Origin of the sequence: Pedobacter panaciterrae (genome assembly GCF_013204795.1) — a bacterium.
In the GTDB taxonomy this organism is placed as follows: domain Bacteria; phylum Bacteroidota; class Bacteroidia; order Sphingobacteriales; family Sphingobacteriaceae; genus Pedobacter; species Pedobacter panaciterrae.
The window spans coordinates 1-16754 of sequence record NZ_JABMKW010000018.1; the positions used below are offsets into that span (position 1 = coordinate 1).

General features: G+C 36.5%; 9 protein-coding genes. 3 read left to right on the top strand and 6 right to left on the bottom strand.

The features are described from left to right. The coding region (locus HQN86_RS15695; protein WP_449580845.1) for an immunoglobulin domain-containing protein at window positions 1–2296 on the bottom strand (2296 nt) is incomplete at its 3' end. A gap of 250 nt (window positions 2297–2546) precedes the next feature. Between HQN86_RS15695 and HQN86_RS15700 the strand changes: the two genes are divergently transcribed. Continuing rightward, on the top strand, window positions 2547–5081 hold the full coding sequence (locus HQN86_RS15700) for an NACHT domain-containing protein (RefSeq protein ID WP_172661891.1): 2535 nt from the start codon (window positions 2547–2549) through the stop codon (window positions 5079–5081). A gap of 45 nt (window positions 5082–5126) precedes the next feature. On the opposite strand, the gene HQN86_RS15705 is transcribed toward HQN86_RS15700, so the two are convergent. The 3 genes from HQN86_RS15705 to HQN86_RS15715 form a co-directional block, all read right to left on the bottom strand. Continuing rightward, window positions 5127–6725 carry a S8 family peptidase gene (locus HQN86_RS15705; RefSeq protein WP_172661892.1) on the bottom strand — a complete coding sequence of 533 codons (1599 nt, stop codon included), beginning with the start codon at window positions 6723–6725 and terminating at the stop codon, window positions 5127–5129. Window positions 6726–6924: 199 nt separating this feature from the next. Then, window positions 6925–7362, bottom strand: a complete 438-nt coding sequence (locus HQN86_RS15710) for an RrF2 family transcriptional regulator (RefSeq protein ID WP_048903680.1) — start codon at window positions 7360–7362, stop codon at window positions 6925–6927. 304 nt (window positions 7363–7666) lie between these two features. Next, window positions 7667–8173 (bottom strand): GbsR/MarR family transcriptional regulator, encoded by a 507-nt coding sequence (locus HQN86_RS15715; RefSeq protein WP_172661893.1) that lies wholly within the window; start codon window positions 8171–8173, stop codon window positions 7667–7669. A gap of 211 nt (window positions 8174–8384) precedes the next feature. Here HQN86_RS15715 and HQN86_RS15720 point away from each other — a divergent pair, with 211 nt between their 5' ends. Further along, a complete protein-coding gene (locus tag HQN86_RS15720) occupies window positions 8385–9713 on the top strand; it encodes a sigma-54-dependent transcriptional regulator (RefSeq protein WP_172661894.1) in 1329 nt (442 codons plus the stop codon). On the opposite strand, the gene HQN86_RS15725 is transcribed toward HQN86_RS15720, so the two are convergent. Further along, window positions 9698–12178, bottom strand: a complete 2481-nt coding sequence (locus HQN86_RS15725) for an ATP-binding protein (protein ID WP_246269656.1) — start codon at window positions 12176–12178, stop codon at window positions 9698–9700. The two genes, HQN86_RS15720 and HQN86_RS15725, sit on opposite strands and share 16 nt — an antisense overlap. Before the next feature lie 232 nt (window positions 12179–12410). Between HQN86_RS15725 and HQN86_RS15730 the strand changes: the two genes are divergently transcribed. Continuing rightward, on the top strand, window positions 12411–15386 hold the full coding sequence (locus tag HQN86_RS15730) for a glycosyl hydrolase family 28-related protein (RefSeq protein WP_216854432.1): 2976 nt from the start codon (window positions 12411–12413) through the stop codon (window positions 15384–15386). Between the two features lie 17 nt (window positions 15387–15403). On the opposite strand, the gene HQN86_RS15735 is transcribed toward HQN86_RS15730, so the two are convergent. Beyond that, window positions 15404–16381, bottom strand: a complete 978-nt coding sequence (locus HQN86_RS15735) for a GlxA family transcriptional regulator (RefSeq protein WP_172661896.1) — start codon at window positions 16379–16381, stop codon at window positions 15404–15406. Window positions 16382–16754: the final 373 nt, after the last annotated feature.

Below are 16754 nucleotides of genomic sequence, written 5' to 3' on the forward strand. Positions count from 1 at the left end.
TGCTTAAAGCAGAAACCAATGCACCGAAACGAATTTCTACTCTGTCATAAACAGCACTTGCAGGAATAGTAACTTTTGCTCTATTTCCACTTAGCAATCGAAGGGTTAATAATGACGAATTTAGTGGATATGAAATTACATCTGTAGTTCCATTCATAACCTTTGCGGTTATTCCACCAAGCAGAGATAAATCTAATAAGCCATTTGGATTTTCTATATCTATACGGATACTATCAGTTGCAATACCAGGATTTGCAAAAATCAGACGCTGATAACCGGTTGCCCCTACACCTACCGCCAAATGGAGGCTGGTGAAATTGGTAGTATTCGCGTCAGTAGATGCTTCAGGATTGTCAACTCCGCATAATAAACAGATACCATCTATACCACTTTGCTGTGCTGTTGCTGCATTACAAGGTAAACCTGTTGATATCGGCGTCACGGTTACTTTCACCGCTACTCTTGAAGAACTCACACAACCTGATGCACTTTCAGCCTCTACATAATAAGTAGTAGTTGCTGCTAAAGCCGGAGTGGTAAAGCTTGGTCCGGTAGCTAATGATGCTCCGCCACTTGCTGCTGCATACCATTTAATGGTATTGCCCGGGTCGGCCGTTGCTTGAAGTGTGGCTGTTTGCCCTGCACTGATAACTTCATTATTAGTCGTTATTACGGCAAGCGCAACAACAGGACTTACCGATACATTTACAGCAACCCTTGGACTTACACAAGCTCCAATTACCGATTCAACATAATATATTTTATTAGCAGTTAATGCTGGTGAGTTAAAAGTTGTACTAGTGGCCAGAGCTGTGCCCCCTGTAGAAACATCATACCATTTGTATGTCTGTCCGGGGACAGGCGAATCCACCTGCAGGGTAACCGTACTACCATTACATATAGGCAATGGCGCTGTTACAACCGGCGGAATCGGATCATTAACAGTTATGCTTACTTCAGTGCGAGGTGATGTATTCGTACAATCGGTTCGCTTAGCCTCTACATAGAATTTATTTATACCCGTATTTAGATTTGTCGGTGTAAAAGTTGTCCCAGCAGTACCAGTACCCCCGGAAGCCTGGGTATACCATGTATAAGTTGCGCCCGCCTGTGGGCCATTTATTTTTAAAACGACAGGATCATTAATACAGACAACTGCAGATTTACTAACAACTCCATTTATTTCCGTAGTTGTAGGCATTACTCTGCTAACCTCATGTAGATTTATAGAAGCTAAAACACTTAACACTCCTCCTAACCTTAATTGTACTCTGTCAAATTGTGTTGTAGGTGCGAATGTAATCACTGCGGTATTCCCTCCACCGCTTAGTAATCTCAAATTCAAGAGCCCACCGGATCCCGCGACTACCGCACCTGGAACATTTCCGTTAAATGTTTGAATTGAAATAGAATTTAAAAGCTGTGCTTCAATTAATGCAGCAGGTGTCGATACTACCATGCGAACAGAATCTCCGATTACGGAATTTCCTAAAAACACAATGGTTTGCTGAGCATAACCCGCAACCCCTACTGATGCATTTAAAACAGACTTTGTTGCTTCACTTCCATCTATTGCATTTTTAGGATCCACTACTGCTCCAAGCGCAGCAATATTTCCAACGATGCCATGAAGTTCTTCAACTGGAGCATCACATGCTCCGTTTATCGCATCCTTTAAAAAGTATGCATGGTATACATTAATATTAGCAGCAACTGCAAGCAATCCACCATTTACCTTAACACGAACTCTATCATAAGCCACACCTGGGGCAGGGACAAAAATCTCTGCCTGATTACCGCTTGCAAGAAGGTTCAATAATGACGATCCCGCATCTACCGGATTTCCAACCGCAGTAGTGCCATCAAAAGCCTGAACTGTTATCGCCCCTAATGCACTTACACTTAATAGACCTCCAGTTGAAACTTTAACTACAGAACCGGTGGTTGCGGTAGGTAAGTTACCGTTAGGGAAAATAAGTTCCTGATACTGCTGTCCTGCGACACCAACACCAACTGAAATAGTTGATGCAGTATTTAAAAAGTCACCAGTTGCATCTATTGCATTTCCTCTATTGTCAACACCACAGATGAGGCAAAGGCCGAGAGTACCTGTTCTGTCGGCACTAGCATATACACGTTGTTTTGCTTGCGCATACGATTTTGTATTTAATAACGTTATTGCTATAATACTTATAAGAACAAGAATAGACTTTTTAAGATTTCCTGGTAGGGTAGATGTCCATTTCATAGGAGAGGGATTGAGATTATCTAATTTACTTGGTACAATTTTACTCATAGATTAGATCGTAAACCACGTTCGAATTGTTCATTTAAGGCCCCAAAACCCTTATTTGTCATTCATTTTGTTCATTTTTGAATAAAAAAAACAAGCAAACCCAAGGTCAAACAATTAACGCTCTGTAAAACAGATGATTACAAAATAAATTCATTGACGTTCATTTTTTATCCACGGAAGAAATATTCATTGTTCCTACATAAACCATTATATTCGTTTCGTTCAAGAATTTGACGCTCAATTATAATGTATGGATGAAACATTTATCTTAAACGAACTCAAAAGCTTAATTCTATCCAAAACAGGAATTCGAACCATCACACCTGCAGATTGTAAAAGAATTTCAATTGAGATCAGCAAGACATTGAACAAGAATGTTAGTGAAACAACCATTAAGAGGCTGTTCGGCTTTGCTATGGTTAAACACAACTTCTCCAAATTTACCTTAACTACACTATCAGAGTATGTTAATGAAGAATATGCTGAAATCGGAAATAGCTCATTAAACCTCAGCAAGCAAACTTCCCTTCGTACATGGAAAGAAATTCACGATAAGGCGACCAAAGTAACCGACTTCACACTCAAAAGTGTAAGGAATCGTTCTGGAATGCCATATGAATTGACAATAGGAAGAAAATTTGCCGAACACGATTTTGAAGATTTCTTTAAGAATAACTACAGCTTCACTTGTTTTATTTCCCAACCTGGCTATGGCAGAACTATTTTACTCAGCCACCTGGCCGAAAAATTTCTTACCAGTGATCTTCCGGAGTACAAAGACTCTACCCTGCTTTTCATTACAGCCTATAGTTTTTTTAACAAAGACCATATATCTCCAAATTTTGAAGATCAATTAAAGTTGCAATTGGGAATTCATCCTAAGGATAGTCTAGTTAGCTACATTAAGCAAAATTATAATGCCTCAGGGGGGAAATTCGTAATCTTTCTTGATGGCTTTTCGGAATTAGTGGTCAAGGCCGATCTTAAAAAACAGCTGTTCGAAAGCATCATTAATTTTATATGCAATATTGAAGATAATGAATGTATTAAATTGGTGATGAGTATGAGATCCACCACTTGGATCAAATTTTATGATCGCATAAGGCATTCCGCATACTTAAAAACGAAGTGGTTTCCTGGAAATTACTTTAATGTTAACGACGTTTCAAATGTACCTCCGCTTACAGAAAAAGAAGTTGATTTAATTCTAACAAAAATTAACAAAATCGATCCGAAAGGAATCAATTCAAAACTTAAGGCTCAATTAAAATTTCCATTTCATATTCAGCTCTATTACCAGTTAAAAGAGGAAGATCCTTACTTTAACTATTCTACAAATATCACTTTCTATGAGTTAATATCTCGTTTTATTCAAGACAAGATATACAGATCGAATTATTATACTGAAAAAATCCTTTTCCTAAAGAAAATAATTCAGTTAACAGATTATGGGAAAAAAGGCAATTCTGTACCAAAAGATGACCTTATAAGTGAATTGTCGGCATTCAAAAATGCATACATGGAACTCTTATCGGAGGGAATACTCATGGAAGAAAAAAGCCAGCAAGAATTCCACCCACGGGAATACGTTCGTTTTATTCATCCTCATATTTTTGAGTATTTTCTATTCATTGAACTTTTAGAAAAATTTCATCTAAAGGTAGACAGTTCTTTCTTTGATTACATTAAAGAGGAATATAAGCATACCAATGCCAGGTTCCAGCTCCTGCAGTGGACGATCAGATTTATTATAAGAATTGGCGATTTTAAGTCTTTAACTAACATTTTTAATCTTGAGCTCAATAACTACGAAAAGAATTATCTAATCCTTTTTATTGCCGAGAATTTAGAATACCGGAATAAATACAGTCCTGAAACTATCAAATTATTAAGAGAGCATCAGCTTCATGATATCATAATCAAAGAGCTCATCAACTTTGATTTTATAGACTCTTGCTATAAAGAAGCAATAACAGTCCTTATCAAAGTAGTTGATACAAATGAAAATCTATTAGTATATCATTCTTTATTGGCCTTCTTCGATATTTTAAGCTTAGATACGAAACTTATTAAGGAAAGAATCGAAATATTAGCTCAATTTAAGAGTGCCAAATGGCTAATAGCTCCTCATAATATTATTTCTATGATTCATGCAAAAATCATGGGTGTATCTTCTTCTCAGGAGGAACTAACTTTCAATGATATTGAAGCACTGATTTTAATGCAAGACCCTAATGATGTAAGTCCTCAACAAGCCATTTCTTATTTACTCATTATTATTTTAGATCAGCTTTTTGAAGAAAACGCGAGCACACAGCACCTTATTAATGCAATTTCCACTCAGCATGCTAAAGCCCTTTCGAAAAGAGCACCTATGGCAATTTTTTTAATGGCAATTTTTGCCCTTGTGAGCTCAAGAATAAATCCTGATAAAAAAACGGATAGATTAGAATCGATTCTAGTTTCATTAGCAGATAATAAATCCAGATTTAGGATCACAAAATATACCGAATCAATCATCAAATTAACGCAAGCTTATCAAGCTAAAAACAGAAGAGAGTACACAATGGCTTTCAATTACTGTAATGAATGTTTGGAGCTTTTTAAGAGAAATCAGCTGAACATGAATTCCTTAAGTGTATACAATCTTATTATTGAGATTTTTACTGCGCTTAAAGATCCTGTAAAAGTTAACGAATATAAATACGAACGTCTCTGCTTTATGGAAGATAATAGTATATCTCACCATTTATTCGTTTTGCCAAATGAAACAAAAAGATTTTAGAAATGCTACCAATCAGTAATTAAAGACTGGTAGCATCTTCTTATATTATTTTTTATATTCAGAGGCAAGTTTTAATGCATTATATGCATTCACTATCCCCCCTGTAACACAAAGGTCTGAGAACGGTACGGTTTTGGTCGTATCATCATTATCCTTAATCGTAACGTTTTGTTCTACCTTAACAACTGATTTCATGATGATATCTTTGACCTCAATTGCGGTTAATTTAGGATAGTACGAACGAATTAACCCAGCTAAACCAGCCACTACTGGAGAAGCCATACTTGTCCCATTTAGTTTTTCATATTTAGAACCAGGTACAGTAGAGTTTATATTTACTCCTGGAGCAAAAACATCAACCGTATTTTTTCCGTAATTCGAAAAACTAGCTTTTATGGTTTCATCATTTGCTGGTCCAGATGCTCCTACTGTAATCCATGAGGTGGCTGTTCCTCCATTTTCGTAATTTGGATTTGGATAATTTTTAGCTACTTCCAGATTTTCATTATCATTGCCCGCTGCATGTACAATTAGAACGTCCTTAGAAACGGCATACTTAACGGCTTCATCAACAATTGCCTTATCCCATGAATAAGATTTACCAAAGCTCATATTTATAACTTTCGCTCCATTGTCCGCCGCATAACGGATTGAATTTGCAACATCTTTATCGCGCTCGTCTCCATTTGGAGTACTACGAACAGCCATAATTGCTACATTATCGGCTATACCGTCAATACCTAAATCATTATTTCTAACCGCACCAATAATACCCGCAACGTGAGATCCATGTCTGGCGTCTGGTCCAGCTACGTCATTATTCCCATAGAACTTCTCCTTGCTATTATTAGGATCATCACCAACTATAGATCTTGGATCATAATCAAGATTTAAATTATAATCAACCTGCGATTTAAAATGTTCATAACCTGCCAATATCTGAGCATTATAAAATTCCTCGAAGGTCGTATCTTTTAGTTGTTGCAATAATATTCTCTGAATGTTTGTTTCGATATCAGAAGAGGGTTTAAAGGCTTGAATATCTTCAATAGTAGGCTTATCTTTCCCTAACTTCTTTACTAAATCATCAATGGCAGATTTAATAGCCGAATAATTCTCTAATCCTTCCTTTGCTTCAGCTAACTCTTTGTCAAGTTCTGCTTTATTCTTCTGATATGCTTCAAAAGCAGTTAGATCACTTGCGGGAACTGAAGTTGCATCTGCTTTACCAAATTTAGCACTATCTCTTCGCACCAATCTGGTCAACTCTAATGTTTCATAGTTGATTGATCCCTTGTTAGAGCCTAAAAAGTTCCAGCCATTTATATCATCAACGTAACCGTTCTTATCGTCATCCTTGCCATTACCGGCCTTTTCCTTTTTATTTATCCAGATTACTGATTTCAGATCCTCGTGATTAATATCAACCCCACCATCTAAAACAGCAACAATTACTTTTGTAGATTTCTTACCTTTCAATAATTCCGTATATGCCCTTTGCGTACTAATTCCAAATGTAGAATCTGCTTTAAGATCCAGGTTTTGCCAATTGGGCTTTTGAGCGAACGACATAAAAGGAATAATCATCAATAAAGACATTCCAAGCATCCGACTAGAAAAATTACTCATGTTCTTTTTAATCATATATATAAGTTTTAAAACAAAGTTAATTAAATAAAAGTTCAGGGTATTAATAACAAATGTGTGATTATCACCCGATATAACGAGAAAACCAGATATTTCATATCTGGTTTTCTAAAATAACAAAAGCAAAATGTATTCCAATCTTAAGAGAATACTATAATTGAATCGTCATTTCATAAAATTATTTAATCGACATGATTTAAGAAACAATGTTTTCGTCAGTCTCTCGAGCGATCACATCAGCTATGGAAGTCTGTGCCAATACGTTCAATGTGGCATTTCTTACATCTATAAATGTTTTTCTAATACCACAAGTTACTTCATCATGGCACTCATCACATTTGCGATAAAACTTCAAACTTGCACATGGCACCATTGCTATTGGTCCATCAGTAATGCGCAGGATATCAGCAAGAAATATATCTTGGGGGTCTTTATTTAAACTGTAGCCACCTCCGGCACCTTTTTTACTATAAAGGTATCCTGCATTACGCATATCTAACAGGATCTGTTCCAAAAATTTTCTCGGAATCATTTCCTGTTCAGCTAATCTGACTATTTGCATTGGAGGGTTACCGGTGTTCTTACCAAGAGCAACCAGTGCTTTTATCGCATATTTCGTTTTCTTAGACAGCATATAACAAAGCTAAGAAAAGATATAAGTATAGTAAAGCTTCATCAAAGATAATTTAACTAAATAGTTAACAAATTGTGTTTTTATAGTATAATCTATGGTTTTTGCCGAACATTATTTTAAGTCCTGCCTGCTGATTCCCTAAGGAATAATCATTTGTCATTCAGGTAAACTAACGGCAAAGCCAACAAAGGTCTATGGAAAGCAATAAATTCATTAAATCTAAAATCTGCACGCTGTTTTAATGACGCCTATTAAAACAAAACACATTTCTAAATTTTCAATATAGATTGAAAATTTAGAAAATCTATTTGAATATTTTAAAAATAGACCCCCAGAACCAACTCTCCTCCGCCTTTAACATTGTTTCCAGAGTCTTATTTACATTTTTTGCGAGTTTATTTATATCCTTTACTGAACTTCTAAATGTCTTATAATTTCGATCCTTATCATCGCCCTTCACTTCAGATAACTCGTTTAAAAGTTTAATTATAGGATCCAACTCACGCTTTTTTCTTTCTTTAGCCACTTGCCTGGCAATGTTCCATGTATCCTTGTCTGCATAAAAATATTCTTTACGTTCACCAGATTTATGCTGTTTCTCTACAAGCCCCCATCCAATTAAATCTCTTAAATTCATATTGGTATTTCCTCTGGAGATAGTAAGTTCTTCCATAATCTCTTCAGTGGTTAATGCTTCAGGTGAAATAAGAAGTAAAGCATGAATCTGAGCCATAGTCCTATTAATCCCCCATTCAGAGCCCAATTTACCCCAGGCTTCAATAAATTTCAATCTTCCTTCTGATAATTCCATACTCAAAAATAGATTTAAATATCAAAAGTTCAAAAATTACTGAAAGTTTAAATAACCACAAAAACAAACCACCTTTCTTCTTAAAATATCAACTTATAGATTAAAACGAGAGTTAGGTCGCAAAAAGTCAACTGTTAGCAATTTGTGTCGAATAAAAGCCAAATTTCGTCTGGCTTTTGTATTTTTGCTAATATTTACCTGCTTAATCCCTATGGCGAAAATACTCATTATTGAAGACGATTTAACTTTCTCTCAGATACTAGAGGGCTTTTTAACAAAGCATGGGCACGAGCCATTAGCTATAAACGAAGTAAAAAAAAGCTTCCAAATACTGGAAAAACAAACCTTCGATTTACTTTTAGTCGACTATCGTTTACCTGATGGAACAGGTCTGGATGTATTGGCCCATCTTCGGGAAAAGGGTTCGCTACAGCCAATTATCATCATGACGAGTTTTAATGATGTAAGAACTGCTGTGAAATCTATTCAGCTTAGCGCCTTCGATTACATTACTAAACCAGTCAATCCAGAGGAATTGTTAATGATTATCAATAATGCTTTGGGTAAAAAAGAGTCAGAAAGCACAACCGATTCGGTAGAGCACACAGATGCAATAAAAGGTAAAAGTGCGATTGCTGACAAGTTATATGAACATATAAACCTGGTTGCACCCACAGATATGTCTGTCATTATTCAAGGAGAAAGTGGAACCGGTAAAGAATATGCTGCAAGGGCCTTGCACATGCAAAGCAAGCGCAAAAACAAGCCTTTCATAGCAATAGATTGTGGCGCGCTTTCCAAAGATCTTGCAGCCAGTGAGCTCTTTGGTCATGCAAAAGGAGCATTTACCGGAGCATTGAATGATAAAAAGGGTCAATTTGAAATAGCCAGTGGAGGAACTCTCTTTCTAGATGAGGTTGGAAATCTAAGTTATGAGGTTCAGGTAAAACTACTCCGGGCGCTTCAGGAGAGAACAATACAGCCTGTTGGAAGCACTAAAACCATCAAAGTTGATGTCCGCATTATTACAGCTACAAACGACGATCTGAAAGCAAGTGTAAGCAATGGATCATTCAGAGAAGATTTATACCATCGTCTTAATGAATTTAAAATTCATCTCCCGGCATTAAGAGATCGCGGAAAAGACCTGGAGCTTTTTATCAATCATTTCATTAAGTTATCAAATGCTGAACTACAGCGGAATGTCTCAAATATATCTTCCCCTGCAAAGGAATTATTGCTTCAGTACGACTGGCCGGGAAACTTAAGAGAGCTTAAAAACGTAATTAAGCGAATGGTATTGTTAACTCCAAACGAGACTGCCGAAGTAGATTCCTTACCGGAAGAAATGATTGTTGCTATTAATCAAACCCCTAAACCTAGCGGGTCAGACCTTAAGGCAATTAATGAAGTCAATGAAAAGGCACTTATAATGGAAACACTGGTAAAGGTGAAGTACAATAAATCAAAGGCAGCCAAATTGCTTAATATCGATAGAAAAACGCTGTACAGCAAAATGGAACGTTACGAAATTGAATAATCGGGCTTTTTCAATTCTTCATCAATTTTGTCTAAAAGTCCACTCAGTTTTTCAAGCAATAACATTATTTCACCTTTTAAAGGCTCATCCAGCTGTACGCTATTATTCAATTTCAATTCGCACTCCCTATATTCCTTTGCCAAATCCTTAGAGCCAATCTGAGCTATTCTCCCAGCCAATCTATGTGTCAGCAAACGCAATACGACCAAATCATTTTCTGCTGTTGCCAGTCTAATTTCATCACCATCAGTCTGGCAATCTTCTTTAAATCTCAAAAGAATTTTATTCAACTGCTCCGTATCGCCATAAGTCATTTTTTTTAATGACGACAAGTCAAGTTCTAGCTCATGCAATAAAGGCTCGCTATGGCCAGGATGCTCAAGAAGTGCCGCTAAAAGTTCTGCCTCTCTAAACGGCTTCATTACAATACCATCAAAACCATTCTCTAATAAAAAGGCACGTTCATCAGGCAAAACCTGAGCAGTAATGGCATATATATTTACATCATTCCCCACCTTCTCTCTCAAAAGTTTACACAGCTTTATACCATCCATTTCGGGCATTCGCATATCCATTAAAACATAACTAACGGTCTTGTCCCATTCTGCATTTAATAACTGGGTTGGAGAGTTAAAACTCCTATAACTTATACCATTCTTTTTAAAGATAATCTCACATAAATCCAGGATTAACTGATCATCGTCAACAATCCATACTTTATGATGCGACAATGGTTCGTACACCGAGAGCTGAGTATTGTCAACCTCTGGTTCATTGGCATAAGTAAAAGTCAGGTACACAGTAAAAGCACTTCCTTCATTTACCTTACTTTTAACATAAATTCTCCCTCCCTGATTCTCAACAAGCGATTTTATAATCGTTAATCCCAGCCCTGTCCCGGTACTATTTACCACTTCACTTTCAATGGTGTTAATCTGCTCAAATTCGTTAAAAATCACCTTGCCATCTTCTTCGGAAAGTCCAATACCCGTATCTTTTACAATGAATGTAAAATGGACATTTTCATTTTGTCTTTTGTAAAATGCTGAAAGCACAATCTCTCCCGTTTGAGTAAATTTAACTGCATTTCCCAATAGGTTATAAAGGATTTGTTTTAATCTAAAAGGATCTCCATAAATATATTTAAGTCCCTTCAAATCAAAGTCAGCAACCATTTTCAACGACTTAGCCTCAGCCTGTGGTCTCATTACAGAAATAACTTCAGCTAAAAGTTGCCCCACGTCAAACACTTTGTTAGAGAAAGTGAACTTACCTGATATAATTCTGTTATAATCCAGCACTTCGTTAACAATTTGCAACAAATGTTCTGACGAGTGATAAATAGCATCAATATCTTTAGACTGTGGATATTCTTGCTGCTTAATCAGCTCGGCGTAACCAATTATTGATTGAAGCGGCGTTCTAATCTCATGACTCATATTCGAAAGAAAACGTTGTTTGGCCCTTCCATGATACTCTGCTTCATCCTTTGCCAATTCAAGCTCATTCCTATATCGCCCACTTCGGGTAATATCCGTTAAAATAAGATATAGCAGCACTCCTGTCAACACCAGAAAAACAAGCATAATTAATGAGATTGTATTGATTCCGGTGTTTACAACCTTTTTTGCTTGAATCCCGTTTACTTCTATTTGGCTTACCACTTCGCTTTCAACCTTTCTTAAAACGTCTAACATCTGACTAATTAGTACACTGTTGGCATTGGCAAGTACAGCTTCTCTATTTAAAAAACTAGCATTCTTTTGTTTTTGATCATCTTCAATAATCTTCAATGATTTCTTCAAATCACTAGCCATTTTCTCTTCAGCAGATAACGCTATCGTATCTCTTTTTACCTTTTCTTCACTTACAATTCTTATGGAGTTATCATTCTCACTTTTCTTTCTACCAAAAAGTTTCCCAAAAAAGCTTCTTGGCTTATCCTCATTAGGATAAATAGTTGTTGTAGATGTCTTTTCTTCAGTAGCAAGAATGGTACTGTCTGCCTGCTCAGCACTTTTAGAAACTATATCATTAATATTTTGAACCTGCGCTGAAAACGACTTGTTATTTACCAAACGCTCCCTGACTTTTAAATAGTTAATAAACTGTTTATCACGCTCGCTCAACAGCCTCTTTATAGTAGCTATTCGATCCAATTGAATAGAATCATTAGCATATAAAAACCCTAAACTATCTAAAATAGATCTTAGCTGTCGCGATTCTTTAAACAGCTTTCTATAGTTCCCCGGATCATTGAAGGCTTGTTTCTTTTGCAATTGATCAAGACTACTAATCTTCCTCGAAATAACATTCACAATCCTTAATCGCTCACTGGGAGCAGAGATATTCTCAACAGTATTTAGCATTTCCTTAAATGCTACTCTACTCACTCCCCACGCCATAAAAAGAGCAAAACACGCCAAGAGTAAAGCTATTATAACCTTACCCTTTATCGATTTCATGAAACTCTTTCTGGGGGAACTATTCATCTTAACTTTTTAATTATAACGCCAGTACTACGTAGGTATTTCCGCTTCGTATTCACATTTTACTAACTACAAGTATTATTCCATTTAAGCCAAGACAATATAACCGATCTAAAAAACAAAATAATTCATGCCAGTTTGGCTGAGTAATTGGCCAAAAAAATTCAACAATTAATATCGAATTTTAATTCTCCTATTCAAACCAAATATGAAAAAATTACTGGCATTCACGTTTGTGCCGCTACTATTAATACTTTCACAAGCAAAGGCTCTAAAAAGGACAGCTATTGAAATTACAATAGCTAAAGACGCCACTCATGTAGCTCTTATTAAAGCCGATACGGTTGTTGTTATTACCGGAAGCACATATTTATTCACAGTTGACACACCAGAGGATAAGGGATTAATTTCTACCAGCACAACCGTAAACCAACTGACACGGGAAATAAAATCTAAAGATGGATCTCTGCAAACATATAGAATTACGACAAAGGATGGCAGTTCAAAAACTGAAGGAGCATTAATTACCGGCGATAAACTTGTTGTTACGTCCGGTGATAAACAAACCGAAAAAAAGTATATCATCAAACTGCAGCCTATGGCCATTGGAGGAAACCTGCAACTAGATGAACAGCAGATAACCACCAATACAAGCACAAATCTTACTTTATATTTTACAGCTGGGCAAAGAAGTCCGGATGCTACAGTAAGTATTTCCCTACCTAAAGGCATTAATGCTACCCTTGAAAACACCACTGTAAATGTTATTGGGCGGGGTGATGTAAAATTAAAGGACCTTAGCAAACAGTCCATAGGGCGCACTGGCAATCACTACTCTTACTCAAAGGTTGGGAGCATTACAATAACATCAACTCTAAAAGGACAAATTCTTAACTTTAAGCATCTCGATTTAAGGCCAGCAAACGGAGCCGACCTCAAAATTGTCATTTCTAATGTGAACTTACCTGTAGCAGATAAATATCTTTTCAAAGCTAGCTATACGACGTCTAAACCTGAAATTCTTAAAAGTCCGGGCATAGGTTCCGAAATTGTAATACTAACTGCAACCAAAACCATTTCTGACTTCAAAAGAGTGCTTAAAAAGGACATTCGATATAAAGAATTACCCTCAACATATACCAATGCTACTTTTAAATGGGGATCCAATAAAAAACCCAGGAATATTCAAGTCATGCAGTCCCTCGACAAAGGAAAGAACTGGATTAAGGCATCGGCAAGTATAGATCAAAAAAAATCCACTGCGACTATATCAAATTTAGTCCCTAATAAATTATACACTTTCCGATTATTAATTACTACAGGCGCCAAAAAAGATACCTCCAACTCGGCTTACTTCTATTCGGGCAAAATGGACATAAAAGACTTCGGAGTAAATGCTGATGGAAAAGAAGATAACACTGAATCGATCAATAAAGCCATAGCATACCTAAATAAAATTGGTGGTGGCACACTTCTATTCTCTCAAGGAACCTATAATGTACGCACCGTTCATTTAAAAAGTAACGTTTATTTGTACATAGATAAAAATGCAACCATTAAGGCCATAAAAGGAGCTGATGCTCCTGAATCTACCTGGTTTAGTGACAAAAAATATAGATCTGGCCTATCTCCTACTGATCCTGGACCATATGCAGATCCGGAAAACTACATGACAAAACAGGATGTGGGACATCATTATTTCAGAAATGCTATGTTTTTTGGCGAAAGGCTAGACAATGTAAAAATTATTGGTAATGGCTTAATTACCGGAAATGGACATCTTGTAAATGGCGATAACGTAATGAAGAACGCGCCAAACAATAGAGCCGACAAAATGTTTACCCTAAAACTATGCACAAACCTTGAGATTGGAGGCATTCATCGAGAAGAAGATCTGTGGTATGATGCGGAGAAAGACGAACCATATTATATTGGAAACAATGGATCAAAAATATTTGATCACGACAATATGTTAAAAATTGATCGCGGCGGTCATTTCGTACTACTCGCTACGGGCACCGACAATATCAATGTACATAACACCTATTTTGCAAAGGACAGCCAATCTAATGCCCGAGACATCTATGATTTTATGGGCTGCAATAACGTTACGGCTACCAATATCTATTCAAAAGTAAGTTCCGATGACATCATAAAGCCAGGCTCAGATTGCTCACTCGGCTTCACCAGACCGGCTAGAAACTATAAAGTTCGTAATATCATTGGCGACACAAATTGTAATCTTTTCCAGGTAGGATCTGAAACAGCTGATGACATTAAAGACATTTGTGTTGATAACATTTATGTTCTTGGGGCCAACAAAGCGGGCTTTTCCATATCAACTAATGATGGCGCGCACATTAGTGATATTCATTTAAATTGCGGGCATACAGGCAAGCTACATTCCAGGTCAAAGATGTACAGAACCAGGGCTCCTTTCTTTATTTCTATATCAAATCGTGCACGTATTCTTGGGGCAACAATTGGCAGATACGTATTTACGGAAAATGGTGTTAAGCACGACGAATTACTTGTAAAAAATGTAAACATAGGAAAGGTAGAGAACATTATTCTTAATGGAATAGACGTATCAGAAGTATATGGTGGAAGTTCTTATGGCGGAAAAAATGGCCGTTGGAAAGCATACGATGGCTCCCAAAAAAAAGCAACTCCAATTATTGCGGGATATAAACTTCCGGATACAGATTCAGTTAAAGGGGGGCTCAATTTTAAACTTCCGAATGGTCAGCATACAGGCTACATTACCAACATTCAATTCAATGATGTTCATATATTAGTTAAAGGAGGTAATTTAGCATCCGACACCTCAAACCTTGCACCTGAGCTTGGCGTAGGGCAATACAATGTTGCAAACCTTAATGTACAGCCGTCATATGGCCTCTGGGCTCGCCATGTAAAAGGTCTAGAAGTAACCAAGAGTACTTTTAACTACGAAACCAGAGATAGCAGGTACGCCATTTTTCTGGATGATGTTTTGGACGCGAAAATATCATCTGTAAAAGTAGTCCGGGCAAAAGACAATAACCATATTATAAAACTCAAAAATTCATCAGATATAGCTATTACAGATATACTATACTACAAGGACGCATGGGAGAATTCACCGGCAAAACTCCCAAACATCCACTCAAAAAAATCCAATGAAAATGGCCAATATCCGTAAAAACATTAATTTTCAGTTTACACAGCCATTTCTCTGTTGTATTTACTACGATACTGAATTGGCGACAAACCCGTAATTCTTTTAAAAGTTGTACGGAAAGCCTTGTTGTCGGTATACCCTACTTTATACATCACCTCGTTAATATTTTCACGCGAAGATTCTAAACTAATTTTAGCAGCTTCCATTTTTACCCTTTGGATATATTCTACAATGGTATTAGAAGTTGCTTTTTTAAATCTCCGCTCCAGATTTCTTCTGCCAATTGCCTGCATCGAAGCCAATTGATCAATAGTTATTTTCTCCTGAAAATTATTCTCTATAAATTCCTGGATCTTCTTAACCGATTCATCTTCGTGCTCTTTTTGTCCTTGAAATATCGTAAACGACAGCTGGCTTTCACGATCAAGCTCTATAGCAAAAACTTTAGCAGAAAGAACGGCAATCTCACGACCTGCATATTTCTCAATCAGGTACAGGATAAGATTAAGGTAAGAAAAAGCCCCACCACTTGAATAAATTCCATGCTCGTCTGTAATGATTTTCTCAGTAACAAGGCTGACATCAGGGAACATTCTCCTAAAATCATTCTCGGCCAACCAGTGAGTAGCACACTTCTTTCCTTTCAATAAACCAGTAGAGGCCAATAAAAATGCACCAAGGCATAAACTTGCAATTTCTGCTCCCTCTTTATACTGTTTTACGATCCAAGGGATGAAATCTTTATTCTTTTCTATAGCTCCGCTTATTTCCCCATCAATAGCAGGTATTATGATAAGGTCTGTTTTTTCTATATCCCCAATCAAAAGATCTGTATTCACAGTAAACAATCCTCCGCTAACAGGTGTCTCCTTAGTTAAACCTACTAATTGCACTTTAAATAAAGGTGGCTGGCCTTTCGCTTTAAAAAACTCATTCACCTGACTAAACAATTGACGGGATCCTTCAAGGCTCCCCAAAATAGCCCCCTTGGGAACCAGGATAGATATATGTTTCATATTCTAAAATTAATGATATGTTTTGTCATAATCAACCCCCTAATATTGACGCATTTACACCCCCTAAGTACCTATTTTTATCATACCACACCATTTTTATTAATCAGGTTAAAAAATGGGCAATCTAGAAATTTCACATAATTAAAAATTCCTTTAAAAAAATTCGGGAAAATCAGACAAATATGTACCTTAACAAAACCATTTATAAACACCAAAAAAACGTTTAGCAACAGAATGATAGGGATTTCTGAGCTAATGCAAATACCTGAATAAAAGAACTTCCTTAGGAAAAGGCCATGTTAAATAAATGTTAACCGGAATTAACTAAAATATAATAAAAGCAAATCAAGTAAGTAGCTAATTTTGTTGCATA

Coding starts and splice junctions, on each gene's coding strand:
- HQN86_RS15715 (WP_172661893.1), bottom strand. CDS start 8,173: ATGGAATTATCAGAAGGAAGATTGAAATTTATTGAAGCCTGGGGTAAA.
- HQN86_RS15720 (WP_172661894.1), top strand. CDS start 8,385: ATGGCGAAAATACTCATTATTGAAGACGATTTAACTTTCTCTCAGATA.
- HQN86_RS15730 (WP_216854432.1), top strand. CDS start 12,411: ATGAAAAAATTACTGGCATTCACGTTTGTGCCGCTACTATTAATACTT.
- HQN86_RS15735 (WP_172661896.1), bottom strand. CDS start 16,381: ATGAAACATATATCTATCCTGGTTCCCAAGGGGGCTATTTTGGGGAGC.
- HQN86_RS15700 (WP_172661891.1), top strand. CDS start 2,547: ATGGATGAAACATTTATCTTAAACGAACTCAAAAGCTTAATTCTATCC.
- HQN86_RS15710 (WP_048903680.1), bottom strand. CDS start 7,362: ATGCTGTCTAAGAAAACGAAATATGCGATAAAAGCACTGGTTGCTCTT.
- HQN86_RS15705 (WP_172661892.1), bottom strand. CDS start 6,725: ATGATTAAAAAGAACATGAGTAATTTTTCTAGTCGGATGCTTGGAATG.
- HQN86_RS15725 (WP_246269656.1), bottom strand. CDS start 12,178: ATGAAATCGATAAAGGGTAAGGTTATAATAGCTTTACTCTTGGCGTGT.